Annotated in this window: 13 protein-coding genes and 1 tRNA gene; 8 read left to right on the forward strand and 6 right to left on the reverse strand. The window is 66.7% G+C overall.

Annotated elements, in window-relative coordinates; translation table 11 throughout:
* Positions 1-3 precede the first annotated feature (3 nt).
* The 3 genes from tsaC to BTO32_RS05585 are packed head-to-tail and all read right to left on the reverse strand — an operon-like array spanning position 4 to position 2892.
* A complete protein-coding gene (gene tsaC / locus BTO32_RS05575) occupies positions 4-576 on the reverse strand; it encodes an L-threonylcarbamoyladenylate synthase type 1 TsaC (protein WP_076723499.1) in 573 nt (190 codons plus the stop codon).
* Between the two features lie 43 nt (positions 577-619).
* Positions 620-1858 carry a DNA-processing protein DprA gene (dprA, locus tag BTO32_RS05580; RefSeq protein WP_245820279.1) on the reverse strand — a complete coding sequence of 413 codons (1239 nt, stop codon included), beginning with the start codon at positions 1856-1858 and terminating at the stop codon, positions 620-622.
* Between the two features lie 17 nt (positions 1859-1875).
* Positions 1876-2892, reverse strand: a complete 1017-nt coding sequence (locus tag BTO32_RS05585) for a LysM peptidoglycan-binding domain-containing protein (protein ID WP_076723502.1) — start codon at positions 2890-2892, stop codon at positions 1876-1878.
* A 331-nt stretch (positions 2893-3223) separates the two neighbouring features.
* Here BTO32_RS05585 and def point away from each other — a divergent pair, with 331 nt between their 5' ends.
* The 8 genes from def (at position 3224) to BTO32_RS05625 (ending at position 11373) form a co-directional block, all read left to right on the forward strand.
* Positions 3224-3727 carry a peptide deformylase gene (gene def / locus BTO32_RS05590; protein WP_076723505.1) on the forward strand — a complete coding sequence of 168 codons (504 nt, stop codon included), beginning with the start codon at positions 3224-3226 and terminating at the stop codon, positions 3725-3727.
* A 90-nt stretch (positions 3728-3817) separates the two neighbouring features.
* Complete coding sequence (gene fmt, locus BTO32_RS05595; RefSeq protein WP_076723508.1) at positions 3818-4747, forward strand: methionyl-tRNA formyltransferase; 930 nt, start codon at positions 3818-3820, stop codon at positions 4745-4747.
* A gap of 1 nt (position 4748) precedes the next feature.
* A complete protein-coding gene (rsmB, locus tag BTO32_RS05600) occupies positions 4749-6050 on the forward strand; it encodes a 16S rRNA (cytosine(967)-C(5))-methyltransferase RsmB (RefSeq protein WP_076723511.1) in 1302 nt (433 codons plus the stop codon).
* Positions 6047-7438, forward strand: a complete 1392-nt coding sequence (trkA, locus tag BTO32_RS05605) for a Trk system potassium transporter TrkA (RefSeq protein WP_076723513.1) — start codon at positions 6047-6049, stop codon at positions 7436-7438. Before rsmB ends, trkA begins: the two co-directional genes overlap by 4 nt.
* A 128-nt stretch (positions 7439-7566) precedes the next feature.
* Positions 7567-8592: a glycine--tRNA ligase subunit alpha gene (gene glyQ, locus BTO32_RS05610; RefSeq protein WP_076723515.1), complete on the forward strand. Its 1026-nt coding sequence runs from the start codon at positions 7567-7569 to the stop codon at positions 8590-8592.
* A gap of 2 nt (positions 8593-8594) precedes the next feature.
* Positions 8595-10676 carry a glycine--tRNA ligase subunit beta gene (gene glyS, locus BTO32_RS05615; RefSeq protein WP_076723518.1) on the forward strand — a complete coding sequence of 694 codons (2082 nt, stop codon included), beginning with the start codon at positions 8595-8597 and terminating at the stop codon, positions 10674-10676.
* Between the two features lie 96 nt (positions 10677-10772).
* Positions 10773-10849, forward strand: a tRNA-Pro gene (locus tag BTO32_RS05620).
* Positions 10850-11010: 161 nt separating this feature from the next.
* Complete coding sequence (locus BTO32_RS05625; protein WP_076723520.1) at positions 11011-11373, forward strand: YbaN family protein; 363 nt, start codon at positions 11011-11013, stop codon at positions 11371-11373.
* Positions 11374-11377: 4 nt separating this feature from the next.
* On the opposite strand, the gene BTO32_RS05630 is transcribed toward BTO32_RS05625, so the two are convergent.
* The 3 genes from BTO32_RS05630 to BTO32_RS05640 are packed head-to-tail and all read right to left on the reverse strand — an operon-like array spanning position 11378 to position 16235.
* Complete coding sequence (locus BTO32_RS05630; RefSeq protein ID WP_076723523.1) at positions 11378-12511, reverse strand: ABC transporter permease; 1134 nt, start codon at positions 12509-12511, stop codon at positions 11378-11380.
* A gap of 3 nt (positions 12512-12514) precedes the next feature.
* A complete protein-coding gene (rbbA, locus tag BTO32_RS05635; protein WP_076723525.1) occupies positions 12515-15244 on the reverse strand; it encodes a ribosome-associated ATPase/putative transporter RbbA in 2730 nt (909 codons plus the stop codon).
* Entirely contained in the window at positions 15237-16235 is a 999-nt protein-coding gene (locus tag BTO32_RS05640) for an HlyD family secretion protein (RefSeq protein ID WP_076723527.1), read from the reverse strand. The genes rbbA and BTO32_RS05640 overlap by 8 nt, the downstream gene beginning before the upstream one ends.
* Positions 16236-16389 lie beyond the last annotated feature (154 nt).

Genomic DNA, 16389 nt, shown 5'->3' on the forward strand with positions numbered 1-16389 from the left:
CTCCTATCGAAGCTGTTGACCGGTGACAATGTCGATGATGCGGCTGGGATTCCGGTTACCCCCCAAGCGGCCCGGCAGAATCAGATCCAGCTGATCGCCGAAGTAGCGGCGCACGTGCCAGGGCTGGCGCGCGGGCGGGCGGCCGGCCGGGTTGCAGGAGGTGGACACCAGTGGCATGCCAGCGGCCTCGCACAGGGCCCGCACGCCGGGGTGGGCGCTGACCCGCACCGCGATGGAGCGGTGCTGGCCGCGCACCCACGCCGGCACCTGTTCCCGGACATCGGGCAGCAGGCAGGTCACCGGGCCCGGCCAGTGGCGCGCAGCCTCGCGCTGCAGCTCCGGAGGCAGGGGATCGAGCAGGAAACGGATCTGGTCCACCGAGGCGGCCACCAGAATGACGCCCTTCTCGACCGGGCGCTGCTTCAGTTCCAGGATGCGTTCCACCGCCTGCCGGTCCCAGGGGTTGCAGCCCAGTCCCCAGACCGCCTCGGTGGGGTAGGCGATCACGCCACCGGTGTGGATCACCTGGCGGGCAAGGGACAAATGCCAATCACTGATGGGAGAGATCAGAGCCATGACTGTTTCATCGAATCAGAATGCGTGGAATCAGGGCACCGACTCAGGCCAGTCGCAGATAGCCACCGGGCGCGGAACCGGCCAGGCCCTGTAACTCCAGCAACAGCAGGGCCTGCATCAGTTGATCCGCCGGCAGGCCGGTGGCCAGGGCCAGTGCGTCGGTCGAAACCGGATCATACCCTAATGCCTCGAACACCGCGATTTCCCGTTGCTCCAGACCCGACAGGTCGGGCCGGTCCGGCGCCGGCGAGGGCTGCCGGGTCGACACCACCGGCGGCGACCACCACCCGGCCAGCTCCTCCAGCACATCGTCGACGGTTTCCACCAGGCGCGCGCCCTGCTTGATCAGCTGGTGGCAGCCGCGCGCCACCGGACTGTGAATCGAGCCGGGAATGGCAAACACTTCGCGTCCCTGCTCCAGCGCCAGTCGCGCGGTGATCAGCGAGCCGCTGCGCAAGCCCGCCTCGACCACCAGCACGCCCCGCGACAGGCCGCTGATGATGCGGTTGCGCTGGGGAAAGTGGCCGGCCCGGGCGGGGGTTCCAGGCGGATACTCGGAAACCAGTACGCCGCCGGCCACTACCCGGCGGCCCAGGGCCTCATGCTGACGCGGATAGCACCGGTCCAGTCCACAGCCGATCACCGCCACGGTCGGACAGCCGGCGTCCAGGGCACCGGCGTGAGCGGCGCCGTCGATGCCCAGAGCCAGTCCGCTGGTGACCAGCAGGCCCTGGCGGCTCAGTTCCGCCGCGAACTGGCGGGCATGCGCCAGCCCTGCCCGGGTCGCGTGGCGGCTGCCGACGATGCCGATCTGGTCCCGGGTCAGCAGGGCGGGATCGCCCCTGGCGTAAAGCACCAGGGGGGCGTCGGGAATGTGGCGCAACGCCTCCGGGTAGCGTTCGTCGGTCCAGGGCACCAGGGCGATGTCCTGGTGCCGGCAGGCCTCCAGGATGGCCGCGACCCGGCCCATCACCGGATGGCCGATGTCCATCCGGCGCCAAGCCTGTATACCGGCCAGGGTTTCGCGGGCCAGGCCGAGCTCCCGCAGCCGTTGCGGATCCACCTGCACCAGCCGGTCCAGGCGGTCGACCAGCGATCTGGCCGCCTCCCGGGCACGGACACCGAACCGGGGCAGTTCAGCCAGCAGCAGCCAGGGCGCGGCGGGGGCATCAAAGGGAGGGCAGGGGGGCGAGCCGGGGTCGGCTCCGGTCCACAGTTCGTGCACGGCAGTCTCGTCCTTGAGCAACGCGAGGCCGGGCATTCCCGCCCGGCCGAGTTCCATCCGAGGGCCGGGTATCCTCAGGGATTGGTGACCTTGTCGCCCACGGCCAGGGGGCGGGTCGCCTGTAGGATCAGGCCATAGCTCATTTTTTCATAGGTCTTGAATACCATCAGCAGGCCGGCACGCTCGGACGGCAGCTCGATGGTTTCTCCAGTCACCGGATCACGCACCAGGTTGCCGCTGCGCAGCACCGCCATGACGTTGCCCGGTTCGAGCCCGTCCCGGGCTCCGCGGTTGAGGGCCACCACGTTGAACTGACCGATCTGGCTGACCCCTCCGTCCACCGCGATCATCTTGCCCTCGACCTCCTGCTCCGGCGCACTGGGCACGAAACTTGTGGCGATCGGCCGGTCGACACTGGCCAGCAGACGGTCACCGATGCGGATTTCCTGGTTTGAGGCGGTCAGCTCCAGGGTCAGCACGTCGCCGTTCTCGGCGGTGACCCGGCCGGTGCCGATGCTGCGTGCCTCCAGGCCCAGAAATTCGCCGGTATCCGGGTCCCGGAACTCCTGGGTGCGACGGAAGATCCCGACCTTGTCCGCCGGTTTCTCACCCCGGGCGTAGATGCGGTCGCCGGCACCGGTGATGATGCGGCTGTCCTCGCCTTCCAGCACGTAGGGCGCGCCCTCGATCTCCTCCGGGGTCACGATGCGGGTGTCGGTGAGGAAACTGGCAATGGCATCGAGCGGAATGGCGGGAATCGGCGTGTCGATTGGTTCGGAGCGGACCTGGGGCGACAGTTTCACCACGTCGCTGCTGGCCACCTTGGTGATGCGGGGCTGACCATCAATGTAGACCAGGGCCAGGCGATCACCGGGATAGATCAGATGGGGGTTGGCCACCTGGGGGTTCACATGCCAGATTTCCGGCCAGTACCAGGGGTTGTTCAGGAAGCGCGCCGAGATGTCCCACAGGGTGTCCCCCTTGACGACAGTGTAACGCTCGGGATGGCCCGGCCGGAGCTCGGGTTGAGCCTGGGCCCAGGAAGTGAACAGCAGCATGGTGACTGCCAGAGCGTACAGCAGTTTCCTCATTGTCTAAGTCCTTGATCGCGTGCCTTGGGTCATTGCATTCGGTTGGGATGCAGCCGGATTCCTGCAGCTTATTACGATGTTATTCCTGTTACTATAGAAGAAGTCTCGGAAATTGTGATGTTATCTTTTGTTCTTCCAGTGGATTCTATTGACGCCGCTGAAAGATTTTCTCTATCAACTGGTCAGTTTGTACTCAATCGGCGAATTGAGGGATAATAGCGCCAATTTGCTCGGTCTGCCGCCGCATTTCAGCGATCGCATTCACACGGTTACATAAAAGAAAACAGCGACGCACCGGGCACCGTTTCAACAGGGCATATACGCAACGCTTATGATACTAGAGATCCTCGAATACCCGGACCCGCGCCTGCGCACCATCGCCCAACCGGTGGAGGCGGTGACGGACGACATCCGGAAGCTGATCGACGACATGTTCGAGACCATGTACGATGCCAAGGGCATCGGCTTGGCAGCCACCCAGGTCAACGTCCACAAGCAGATCATCGTCATGGACCTGTCCGAGGACAAAAGCGAGCCCCGGGTGTTCATCAACCCGGAAGTCGAGATTCTCGACGGCGAGCCGGAAGCCATGCAGGAAGGCTGCCTGTCCGTACCCGGTTTCTACGAGGACGTGGAGCGCATTGAGCACTGCCGGATCCGCGCCCTGGACCGGGACGGCCAGCCGTTCGAACTGGAAGCCCGAGGCCTGCTGGCGGTGTGCATCCAGCATGAGATGGACCACCTCAACGGCAAGCTTTTTGTCGACTACCTCAGCGCTCTCAAGCGCAACCGGATCAAGAAAAAGCTGGAAAAGCTGCACCGCAAGAGCGCCTGATCCGTCAGGGACGGGCCGAACCGAATGGAACCTGGACCGGGCAAAGGCCCGGTCTTTTCGTCTGCAAACCGGAACAGAGACGTTAACACTGTGCGAATCGTATTTGCCGGCACCCCCGATTTTGCCGCCACCGCCCTCCAGGCCCTGCTGGCCACGCACCATGAGCTGATTGCCGTCTACACCCAACCCGACCGGCCGGCCGGCCGGGGCCGCAAGCCGACCCCAAGCCCGGTGAAGCAGGTGGCGCTCGACGCCGGCCTGCCGGTGTTCCAGCCGGACACCCTGAAAACCGCCGATGCCCAGCAGACGCTGGCCGGCCTGGCCGCTGACGTCATGGTGGTGGCGGCCTACGGTCTGATCCTGCCCAAGGCGGTACTGGACCTGCCCCGTCACGGCTGCCTCAACATCCACGCCTCGCTGCTGCCCCGCTGGCGCGGCGCGGCGCCGATCCAGCGCGCCATCGCCGCCGGCGATACCGAGACCGGCATCACCATCATGCAGATGGACGAAGGCCTGGACACCGGCGCTATGCTGCTGAAGAAGGCCACCCCAATCCAGGCCGACGACACCGGCGGCCGCCTGCACGACCGGTTGGCCCGGCTCGGCGGCGAAGCCATCGTCGAGGCGCTGACCCGGCTGGAACAGGGGCGCCTGGCCGGCGAACCCCAGCGGCACGAGGAGGCTTGTTACGCCCACAAGCTGACCAAGGACGAAGGGCACATCGACTGGCACCAGCCGGCCGAGGTGATCGAGCGGCAGATCCGGGCATTCGACCCCTGGCCCGGCACCTACACCGAGCTGGACGGCCAGCGCCTCCGGCTGCACCAAGCCCACGTGGTGCCCGGCACCGGTACCCCCGGCACCGTCCTGCGCCGGGAGCGGGACGGCATCGACGTGGCCTGCGGCGAGGACGCCCTGCGCATCACCCGGCTGCAGCTGCCCGGCGCCCGGGCCCAGTCGGTCAACGACCTGATCAACGGCGGCAAGCCCCTGCTGCTGCCCGGCCAGGAGTTGCGCTGACATGAGCACCGACGCCCGGTCCCTGCGCGCACTGGCCGCCACCGTCCTGCTGGCGGTGGAGCAGGGCCAGTCCCTGTCCCAATGCCTGCCGCCGGCGCTGGCACGGCTGGCACCGGATACCCGACCCGCGCTGCAGGCCCTGTGTTACGGTGCCTGCCGCTGGTTCCACCGGCTCGACGACGAACTGCGCGGCCGGCTGCGCCGGCCCCTGCGCAAACACGACCGGATCATCCATCACCTGATGCTGCTGGCGTTGTTCCAACTGCGTTTCAGCGAGCAGGCCCGTTACGCCATCCTCAACGAATCGGTGGACGCCTGCCGGGAGCTGGGCAAGCCGCACCTGGCCGGCCTGGTCAACGGCGTGCTGCGGGCCGCCGAAAGGGAGGGCGCGCCGGCCCCCCGGGACGACGCGGCCCGCTTCAGCCACCCGGACTGGATGGTGGCCAAACTGCGCCACAACTGGCCCGGCCACTGGACCACCATCCTCGACGCCAACAACATCCAGGCCCCCATGACCCTGAGGGTCAATGCCCGCCGGTATCGCCGGGAGGACTACCTGGCCGAACTGGCGCGGGCCGGCATCGACGCCGAAGCCACCCGCTTCGCCACCATGGGCATCCAGCTGGTGCAACCGGTACCGGTGGAGCGGCTGCCCGGCTTTGCCGACGGCGCTGTCAGCGTCCAGGACGAAGCCGCCCAGTTATGCACCGGCCTGCTGGACCTGGCGCCGGGGCAACGGGTACTGGACGCCTGCGCCGCCCCCGGCGGCAAGACCTGCGCCATCCTCGAAGCCTGCCCGGCACTGGCCGACGTGGTGGCCATCGACGAGTCCGCCGAGCGGCTGCCCCGGATTGAGGACAACTTGGCGCGGCTGGACCTGGACGCCACCCTGATTCAGGCCGACGCCGCCGATCTGGAACGCTGGTGGGACGGGCGCCCCTTCGATCGCATCCTGCTGGACGTGCCCTGCAGCGCCACCGGCGTGATTCGCCGGCACCCGGACATCAAGCTGCTGCGCCGGGAATCGGACATCGTGCCCCTGGCCGGTATCCAGCTGGGCCTGCTGCAGGCCATGTGGTCCCTGCTGGCCCCGGGTGGACGCCTGGTGTACGCCACCTGTTCGGTGTTCCCGCAGGAAAACCACCGTATAATTCAGCGATTCCGCACCCAGTCTCCGGAGGCACGTCTGCTCGAGCCCGCCGTCGACTGGGGCCTGGATACCGGCGCCGGCCGGCAACTGCTGCCCAACCCGAACAGCCACGACGGCTTCTTCTACGCGGTACTGGAGAAACCCCGACCATGAAGATCCTGATTCTCGGCGCCGGCCAGGTCGGCGGCACCCTGGCCGAAAACCTGGCCAACGAAGCCAACGACATCACCGTGATTGACAGCGACGGAGCCCGGCTCCGGGAGCTTCAGGACCGCCTCGACATCCGTACCGTACAGGGCAAGGCCTCCTACCCCACCATCCTGCGCGCCGCCGGCGCGCCGGACGCGGACATGGTCATCGCCGTCACCAACAGCGACGAGACCAACATGGTGGCCTGCCAGGTCTCGAAGCTGCTGTACAAGACTCCGACCACCATCTGCCGGGTGCGCGCCAACGCCTATCTGGCCAAGCCGGAACTGTTCGCCAACAAGGACTCGGACAGCCCGGGCGGCTTCCCCATCGACGTACTGATCAGCCCCGAGCACTTGGTCACCAAGCACATCACCCGGCTGATCGAATACCCCGGCGCGCTGCAAGTACTGGAGTTTTCCAAGGGGCTGGCGCGGCTGGTGGCGATCCAGGCCACCAAGGGTGGCCCGCTGGTGGGCCACGAACTGTCCTACCTGCGCAACCACATGCCCCGCATCGATACCCGGGTCGCCGCCATCTTCCGCAAGGACCGCGCCATCATGCCCCAGGGCGATACCGTGATTGAGGACGGCGACGAGGTGTTCTTCATCGCCGCCACCGACCACATCCGCTCGGTCATGAGCGAGCTGCAACCGCTGGAGAAGCCTTACAAACGCATCTTCATCTGCGGCGGTGGCAACATCGGCCATCGACTGGCCAACACCCTGGAAAGTCGCTACCACGTCAAGCTGCTGGAACGGGACCACGACCGCTGCGTGACCCTGTCGGAAAACCTGCGCAAGACCGTGGTGCTGGAAGGGGATGCCGCCAACAAGGACATCCTGCTGGAGGAAAACATCGAGAACACCGACGTGTTCTGCGCGGTCACCAACGACGACGAAGCCAACATCATGGCCTCGCTGCTGGCCAAGCGCCTGGGCGCGCGCAAGGTGCTCACCCTGATCAACAACCCCGACTATGTGGACCTGATCCAGGGTGGCGAGATCGATGTCGCCATCTCACCCCAGCAGACCACCATCGGCAGCCTGCTCACCCACGTTCGCCGGGGCGACGTGGTCAATGTGTACTCACTGCGCCGGGGCGCCGCGGAGGCCATCGAAGCCATCGCCCACGGCGACCACCGCTCGTCGAAGGTGGTGGGGCGCCGGCTGGACGAGATCAACCTGCCGGAAGGCACCACCATCGGCGCCATCGTGCGCCACAACGAGGTGCTGATCGCCCACGACCACCTGCGGGTACAACCGGACGATCACGTCATCCTGTTCCTGGTGGACAAGTCCCGGGTCCGGGACGTGGAGAAGCTGTTCCAGGTGGGACTGACCTTCTTCTGACCGTGAAAACAACCACCTGGGCGGTGCTTAGAAATGCAGCGAAAGCGCGCGTATAATGCGCCTTCCTTTGGCGTGTCCCGGCGGGTGAACGGGACACCACACACAGACTGACTCAGCAGGCAAACGTCGTGACAGACAAGGCAACGAACACTCCCGCACCGGATATCAAGACCTTCCAGGGTCTGATCCTGGCTCTGCAGAACTTCTGGGCGCAGCACGGCTGCGTGGTCCTCCAGCCCCTGGACATGGAAGTGGGCGCCGGCACCTTCCACCCGGCCACCTTCCTGCGGGCCATCGGGCCGGAAACCTGGAACGCGGCCTATGTTCAGCCCAGCCGCCGTCCCACCGACGGCCGCTACGGGGAAAACCCCAACCGTCTGCAGCATTACTACCAGTTCCAGGTCGTGCTCAAGCCGTCCCCGGACAACATTCAGGAGCTCTACCTCGATTCCCTCCGGGCTCTGGGCCTGGACCCGCTGGTCCACGACATCCGCTTCGTCGAGGACAACTGGGAATCACCCACCCTGGGCGCCTGGGGTCTGGGCTGGGAAATCTGGCTCAACGGCATGGAAGTGACCCAGTTCACCTACTTCCAACAGGTGGGCGGCCTGGAATGCTATCCAGTCACCGGCGAACTGACCTACGGGCTGGAGCGTATCGCCATGTACCTGCAGGGCGTGGACAGCGTCTATGACTTGGTCTGGACCGACGGCCCGGACGGCGTGGTCACCTACGGCGACGTGTTCCACCAGAACGAGGTGGAGATGTCCGCCTACAACTTCGAGCAGGCCGACACCGACTTCCTGTTCCACTGCTTCGACGTGTATGAGCGGGAAAGTGCCCGCCTGATCGACGCCGGCCTGCCACTGCCGGCCTATGAGCAGGTACTGAAAGCCTCCCACACCTTCAACCTGCTGGACGCCCGGCACGCCATCTCCGTGACCGAGCGCCAGCGTTTTATCCTGCGGGTCCGCACCCTGGCCCGGTCGGTGGCCCAGGCCTACTTCGAAAGCCGGCGCAAGCTGGGCTTCCCGCTGGCGCCGGAGGCCCTGCGCGAGGAAGTCCTGGCCGCCACCGCGGCCGCCGAGGCCAAGGCCAACGGCAAGAAGGGCAAGAAACCGAACACGGCAGCGCAGGAACAGGGGAACGCATAACCATGGCAACACAGGATTTTCTGGTCGAACTGGGCACCGAGGAGCTGCCTCCGAAGGCCCTCAAACCACTGTCCGACGCCTTCACCCAGGGCATCGCCCAGGGTCTGAAGGACGCCGGCCTGGACTTTGGTCGGGTTGAGGCCTTCGCCGCCCCCCGCCGGCTGGCGGTGCGGGTCCGCGACCTGGCCGACGCCCAGCCGGACAAGCCGGTGGAAAAACGTGGCCCGGCGGTCAAGGCCGCGTTCGACGACGCCGGTAACCCGACCCGCGCCCTGACCGGCTTCGCCAACTCCCTGGGTGTGACCCCGGACCAGCTGGACACCCTGGAAACCGATAAGGGGGCCTGGCTGGTCTACCGTACCGTCGAGCAGGGCAAGGCCACGGTCGACCTGCTGCCGCAGCTGGTGGAGCAGGCGCTGGCGGCGCTGCCCATTCCCAAGCGCATGCGCTGGGGCGCCTACCGTACCGAGTTCGTGCGCCCGGTGCACTGGGTGGTGCTGCTGTACGGTAACCAAGTCATCAACACCCCGATCATGGGCCTGACCCCCGGCAACAAGACCCGGGGCCATCGTTTCCACTGCCCGGAACCGCTGATCGTGCCGACCCCGAACGACTACGAGGTGGTGCTCAAGCAGGAAGGCCATGTGCTGGCCGATTTCGCCGAGCGCCGCGAGCAGATCCGCGCCGGTGTGGAAGCCCTGGCGGAGCGGGAAACCGGCGGTCGCGCGGTGATCGACGAGGACCTGCTGGACGAGGTTACCGCCCTGAACGAGTGGCCGGTGCCGCTGATGGGCCGGTTCGAGGAACGCTTCCTGGCGGTGCCGCCGGAGGCTCTGATCTCCTCCATGAAGGAGCACCAGAAATACTTCCACGTGGTGGACCGGGACGGGCGCATGCTGCCGCTGTTCATCACCGTCGCCAACATCGAGAGCAAGGACCCGGCCCAGGTCATCGCCGGCAACGAGAAAGTGATTCGCCCGCGTCTGTCCGACGCCGCGTTCTTCTACGAAACCGACCGCAAGACCCGGCTGGAAGACCGCGTCGACGCGCTCAAGCCGATCGTGTTCCAGGAGAAACTGGGCAGCCTGTACGACAAGTCCATGCGGGTGGCGGCGCTGGCCCGCCGGATCGCCGAGGCCATCGGCAGCGACCCGGCCCTGGCCGAACGGGCGGCGCGCCTGGCCAAGACCGATCTGGTCACCGAGATGGTGCTGGAGTTCACCGAGCTGCAGGGCATCATGGGCCAGTACTACGCACGCCACGACGGCGAACCGGAAGAGGTGGCCCAGGCGCTGAACGAGCAGTACATGCCGCGCTTCGCCGGTGACGACCTGCCCACCACCCCGACCGGCTGCGCCGTGGCCATTGCCGACCGGATCGACTCGCTGGTGGGCCTGTTCGGCATCAACCAGCCGCCTTCCGGCACCCGCGACCCGTTCGCGCTGCGCCGGGCCGCCCTGGGTGTGCTGCGCATCATCATCGAGCGGCAGCTGCCGCTGGATCTGCAGACCCTGTGCGAATGGGCCGAGCAGAACTTCACCGTGCTCACCGAAACCCGGGTGGCGGACACCGTGGTGGACTACATGCTGGAGCGTTTCCGCGCCCACTACGAGGAACAGGGCATCGGCGCCGAGGTGTACCTGGCGGTGCATGCCCGCCGGCCGACCCGGCCGCTGGACTTCGATCGCCGGGTGAAGGCGGTCGAGGCCTTCCGCCAGCTGCCGGAGGCCCAGGCCCTGGCCGCCGCCAACAAGCGGGTGTCCAACATCCTCACCAAGCAGGGCGGTGACGACGTTCCCGAAAGCGTCGACACCGGCCGCCTGCAGGACGCCGCCGAGAAGGCCCTCGCCGCCAAGGTGGACGAACTCTCGGCCCAGGTGGGCCCACTGTTCGACCAGGGTGACTACGCCAGCGCCCTGACCGCCCTGGCCGGCCTGAGGGCGCCGGTGGACACCTTCTTCGACCAGGTCATGGTGATGGCCGAGGACGACGCGGTGCGGCGCAACCGCCTGGCCCTGCTCAACCGTCTGCGCAACCTGTTCCTGCGGGTCGCGGACATTTCCCTGTTGCCCACCGGGGGCTGACCCCGGTGCCACGGCCGGTTGCGGAGACCTGAGTGAAAAAACCCCCTTCGGGGGGTAGCCAAAACCCAAGGAATCCGTATAATACCGGCCGTTGTTCGGCGTGTGGCGCAGCCTGGTAGCGCACTTCGTTCGGGACGAAGGGGTCGCAGGTTCGAATCCTGCCACGCCGACCATTTCCTTCCCGTATCACTCGTTTCCCCCGTTTCCGGCTGTTGCAGCCAAGTCCCCGTTCCCCACGCATGGCGTCGCCTCCGAAGCTCTTGACTCCGGACTGCGCATCCCGTGAACTGTCTCCAGAATGGGATCGACCAAACATCGATTGCGAGGGACGCTCATGAAACAGCTGGGTTGGCGCCTGCTGGCCGCCGTGTTCGTGGCCCTCGGCCTCGTCGGCGCGGTGCTGCCGGTGATGCCGACCACGGTGTTCCTGCTGCTGGGGGCCTGGGCCGCCGGTCACGGCTGGCCGGGGTTGCACGACTGGCTGCTCGGCCACCCGCGCTACGGCCCGGTGATCGTCCAGTGGCGCAGCCACGGCATCGTGCCGCGCCGCGCCAAGTGGTTGGCCACCGGGTCCATTCTGGTCAGCATTGTCATCCTTTGCGTCGGCACCGACGTGGCCTGGCTGAAGTGGAGCATTCCGCCGCTGCTTGGCCTGCTGCTGATCTGGCTGTGGCGACGCCCGGAAAAGCCCGCCTGACCGGTTAGACCGACAGGTGGCGCCGGAACAGCGCCAGGGCGGCACCGAAGAACACCGTGCCAATCGCCGCCAGCGCCAGCATCTGCGGCCACACCACCTCGAGGCCGGCCCCCCGGTAGAGGATGGCTTGGGCCATGCTGACGAAATGCGTGGTGGGTGCCGCCAGCATCAGGTCCTGCACCAGTTCCGGCATGCTCTCGCGCGGGGTGATGCCGCCGGACAACAGTTGCAGTGGCAGGATGGTGAGGATCAGCAGCAAACCGAACTGCGGCATGGTTCGGGCCACGGTGCCGATCAGGATGCCGATGGCGGTGGTGGAAAACAGGTGGATCAGGGCTCCGCTCAGGAACAGCAGCACGGAGCCGCGAATGGGCACCTGCAGGCCGTACCGGATCACCAGGGTCACCGACAGGGTGGCCGCCAGCATCACCACCAGGCCATTGGCCCACACCTTGGCGGCCATGATTTCAAACGGCCGCAGCGGCATCACCATCAGGTGTTCGATGGTGCCGTGCTCCCGCTCCCGGATCAGAGCCGCGCCGGACAGGATGATGCTGATCAGGGTGATCTCGGTAATCAACTCCATCACGCCCCCGAACCAGGTGCCATCCAGATTGGGATTGAAGCTGACCCGGGTCACCAGGTTGATCGGCAGAGTCGAGGCCGAGCTGCCCGGCTCCAGGAACTCCGCCACCTCGGTGGTCACATAGCTCTGGATGTAGTTGGCGCCGATGAACGCCTGGGTCATGCGGGTGGCGTCGATGTTCAGCTGCAGGTCCGTGACCCGGCCTTCCCGGATGTCCCGTTCGAACCCATCGGGGATAACCAAGGCAAAGGTGTACAGACCCTTGTCCAGCAGCTCGTCCACCTGCTCGAAGCCGATCAGCGCCGGCGTCTGGAACCAGGGCGGCTGGAAGGCATTGATCAGACGGCCGGACAGCACCGTCTGGTCCTGGTCCACCACCGCGATCGGCGCGTTGTTCAATTCCAGGGAGCCGGCCGAGCCGGCGGCGTAGACCATCAGCGAGAAGGCCACCGCGACGAACACCAGCAGCACCTTGTCACGCCACAGACTGCGCAGTTCCTTGACCCCGAGGTGCCAGATGCTGGCGATGGCGTTTCGTTTGCGTGTCGTCATGGCTCACCGTCCCTGTTTACGCAGCAGCAGCACGGACATCAGGGTCAGCACCGGGATGAACGCCGCCAGGATCAGGAAGGCGGACTGCAGGTCGTGCAGATATAGGCCCTTGGTGAACACTCCCCGACTGATCTGCAAGAACCAGGTCGCCGGCCAGACCTGGCCGATCAGAGCCGAGGGCCCGTCCAGCGACGACACCGGCTCGGTCAGCCCGGAGAACTGCACGGTCGGCAGAATGGTGAGGATGGCGGTGGCCGCCAGCGCCGCGATCTGGGTCGAGGCGAACGCCGAGATCACCTGGCCCAGACCGGTGGTGGCGGTGACATAGAGCAGCGCACCCAGGGTCAGCGCCAGCACGCCGCCCTTGATGGGCACCTCGAACACCAGCAGCGCCAGCAGCACCAGGCTGCCGTAACTGACCATGCTGAAGCCGATGTAAGGCAACTGCTTGCCCAGCAGAAACTCCAGTCGCGTCACCGGGGTGACGTACAGGTTGGTGATGGAACCCAGCTCCTTCTCCCGGACAATCCCCAGGGCCATCAGAATGGCGGGGATAAAGATCAACAGGATCGGGATCACCGCCGGCACCATCGCGTCGATGCTGCGGAAATCCTGGTTGTAGCGGTAGCGGTCCTGCACCGACGCCAGACTCAGGGTGGGGACCACGCCGTAGGTCCGTAACGCCAGCGCCTGCAGGTAGTTCAGGTGCAATCCCTGGACATAGCCGAGCATGGTCTCGCCCCGGAACGGCATGGCGCCGTCGATCCAGACCGCCAGTTCGGTGTCCCGGCCCCGCTTCACGTTCTCGCCGAAACCGGGCGGTATCACGAACACCAGGCTGAGCTCCCCGGATTCCATGCGCGTCTCCAGCTCGGCCATGGTCTGTACCGGCGCCCGTTCGACAAAGTAGCGGGAGCCGGAAACCGCGGCGATGTAATCACGGCTTTGGGGGGTCTGATCCTGGTCCAGCACGGCGAACGGCAGGTTTTCCACATCCATGGTGATGCCGTAGCCGAGAATCAGCATCAGCAGGGCCGAGCCGACAAAGGCGAAGGCCATCCGGATTGGGTCGCGCAGCAGTTCCCGGGTCTCCCGGCGGCCATAGGCCCACAGGCGCCGCCAGCTGAAGCCCCGGCCGGGCCCGGAGGCGCTCTCGCCGGTCAGCAGGGCGGCCTCGCCGGCGCCCTCCGGCTCCCGGTCCACCGCTTCCAAGGTGTGCATAAAGGCGCCTTCCAGATGGTCCGCGCCGGCCTGTTCGATCAGCGCCGCGGGCGTATCACAGGTCAGCACCTCGCCGGCGTGCATCAGGGAAATGCGGTCGCAGCGCTCGCCCTCGTTCATGAAATGGGTGGAGATGAAAATGGTCACGCCGTCCTCCCGGGACAGGCGCATCAGCAGCTGCCAGAACCGGTTGCGGGCGGCGGGATCAACGCCGGAGGTGGGCTCGTCGAGAATCAGCAGTTCTGGCCGGTGCACCACCGCCACCGCCAGCGACAGCCGCTGGCGCACCCCCAGGGGCAGAGCCCCGGCGGGCCGGTCCATGACCGCCTTGAGGTCGAATTGCTCCGCCAGGGTCCGCACCCGGTCCGCCAGCTCCGCCTCCGGCAGGCGGAACAGGCGGGCGTGCAGTTCCAGGTTCTGGCGCACCGTCAGTTCGCCGTACAGGGAGAATGACTGGGACATGTAGCCCACCCGCTGCCGGGTGTTCAGATCCTTGGCGTCCAGGGGCGCGCCGAACAGCGACACCTCACCCTCAGTGGGGGTGAGCAGGCCGGTCAGCATTTTCATGGTGGTGGTCTTGCCACAGCCGTTGGAACCCAGAAAGCCGAAAATCTCGCCCTTGCGGATGGCGAAGCTGACATCCCGCACCGCGGTGAAGTTGCCGAAGCGCTGGGTCAGATGGTGTGCCTCGATGGCCGGCACCGCGTCTGCCGCCCAGGGCAGGGCGTCGGTGACGGCCGCCGAGGCGTCGGCGCCGCTGTCACGGCGTTCCGGCGGCAGCAGGGCGATGAAGGCATCGTCCAGGGTGTCGCTGCCGGTCCGTTCGCGTAACGCCTGGGGCGAGCCGGTGGCCAGAATCCGGCCCTCGTCCATGGCCACCAGCCAGTCGAACCGCTCCGCTTCCTCCATGTAGGCGGTGGCCACCACCACGCTCATGCCGGGCTGCTGAGCCCGGATGGTCGCGATCAGGTCCCAGAAGCGTTTGCGCGACAGGGGGTCGACACCGGTGGTGGGCTCATCCAGGATCAGCAGATCGGGGTTGTGGACCAGGGCACAGCACAGCCCCAGTTTCTGCTTCATGCCGCCGGACAGCTTGCCCGCCGGCCGGTCCCGGAATGCCAGCAGGCCCGTGGCCCGCAGCAGGCGTTCGATCTGCTGGCGCCGGCGCGGGCCGATGAGGCCGAACAGGTCGGCGAAGAACTCGATGTTCTCATCCACCGTCAGGCTGTGATAAAGGTTGCCGCCCAGCCCCTGGGGCATGTAGGCGATGCGGGGGGCCACCTGGCCGCGGTAGCGGCCATCCGCCATGTCGCCGCCGAGCACTGTCAGCGCCCCATGCTGCAGACGCCGGGCCCCGGCCAGCAGGCCCAGCAGGGTGGATTTGCCGACGCCGTCGGGACCGATCAGGCCCACCATGCAGCCGGCCGGCACCTCCAGTTGGATATCGACCAGGGCCTGACGATCGCCGTAGGCGTGCCGGACATCCTTGAGCCGGGCAACGATCTCAGGCATCCGGCAGGGCCACCTGCAGCGCTTCCGGCCACGGCTGGCGCTCATCCAGCCGCACGTAAGCCTCTCCCGGAACGCCGGTCTTCACCCGGTCCCGGTAGGCCCGCAGCAGTTCCGGATCGATGCGGATTCGCACCCGGAACATCAGTTTTTCCCGCTCCGTGCGCGTTTCCACCGATTTGGGTGTGAACTGCGCCTCGGCGGCGACGAAGCTCACCTCGGCGGGGACCACGTAGTCGGGCAGGGCGTCCAGAATGATCCGGGCCTCGGCCCCCACCCGGACCTTGCCCGCCTCGGCGGTGGGCAGGAAGATGGTCATGTAGACATCGCTGACGTCCAGCACGGTGGCCACCTTGCCGCCCGCCGCCAGCACCTCGCCCGGCTCCGCCAGCCGGTACAGCACGCGCCCGCCCACCGGGCTGACCAGGCGGCTGTCGTCGATGTTGGTCTGGATCTGTCGGATCGACGCCCGCGCCGCCTCGATGCCGGCATCGGCGGAGGCCACCTGCACCCGCGCCGCCTGCAGGGCGGCGGCGGCGGTTTCCGCCGCGGTGCGGGCTTGGTCCAGCTGCTCCCGGGACACATGGCCCTTGTCCATCAGCGACTCGAAGCGGGCCAGTTCCGCCCGCGCCAGCCGCCGTTCGCTTTCCCGCTGCACCACCACCGCCTCAGCCAAGCGCTTGCTCTCCTCGGCCTGGGCCAGGTTGGCCTGGGCCGCCGCCAAGCGCGCTTCCAGTTCATCGGTGTCCATCTGGGCGACGACGGTTCCGGCGTCGATCAGGTCACCCTCCCGGACGAAGAAGCTGTCCAGACGGCCGGCGATGCGGGTGGCGACGTCCACTTCCGTGGCCTCGATCCGGCCGTTGCCCACAGCGATGGTGTCGGGCAGTTCGCCGTTGCGGGAGACAATCACCCAGGCAGCCCCGGCGATGACCGCAACCAGGGCACAGGCGACAAGCAGTTTCACGGTCAGACGTGTGGCGGGCGACGACATATGGGAATCCCTAATCCTTTGTCCGGGAAAAGAAAAATCGTATGCGGAACACCTTAACCCGGATCGAACAGCCCGTGGGACTGATCCCGGTCAATGAATGCGCACATTTCATGGAAGCAGAGCCAATGCGTCATACCGATTGGTCTACCCTGGG

This window comes from Marinobacter lutaoensis, assembly GCF_001981305.1.
GTDB classification, from domain to species: domain Bacteria; phylum Pseudomonadota; class Gammaproteobacteria; order Pseudomonadales; family Oleiphilaceae; genus Marinobacter; species Marinobacter lutaoensis.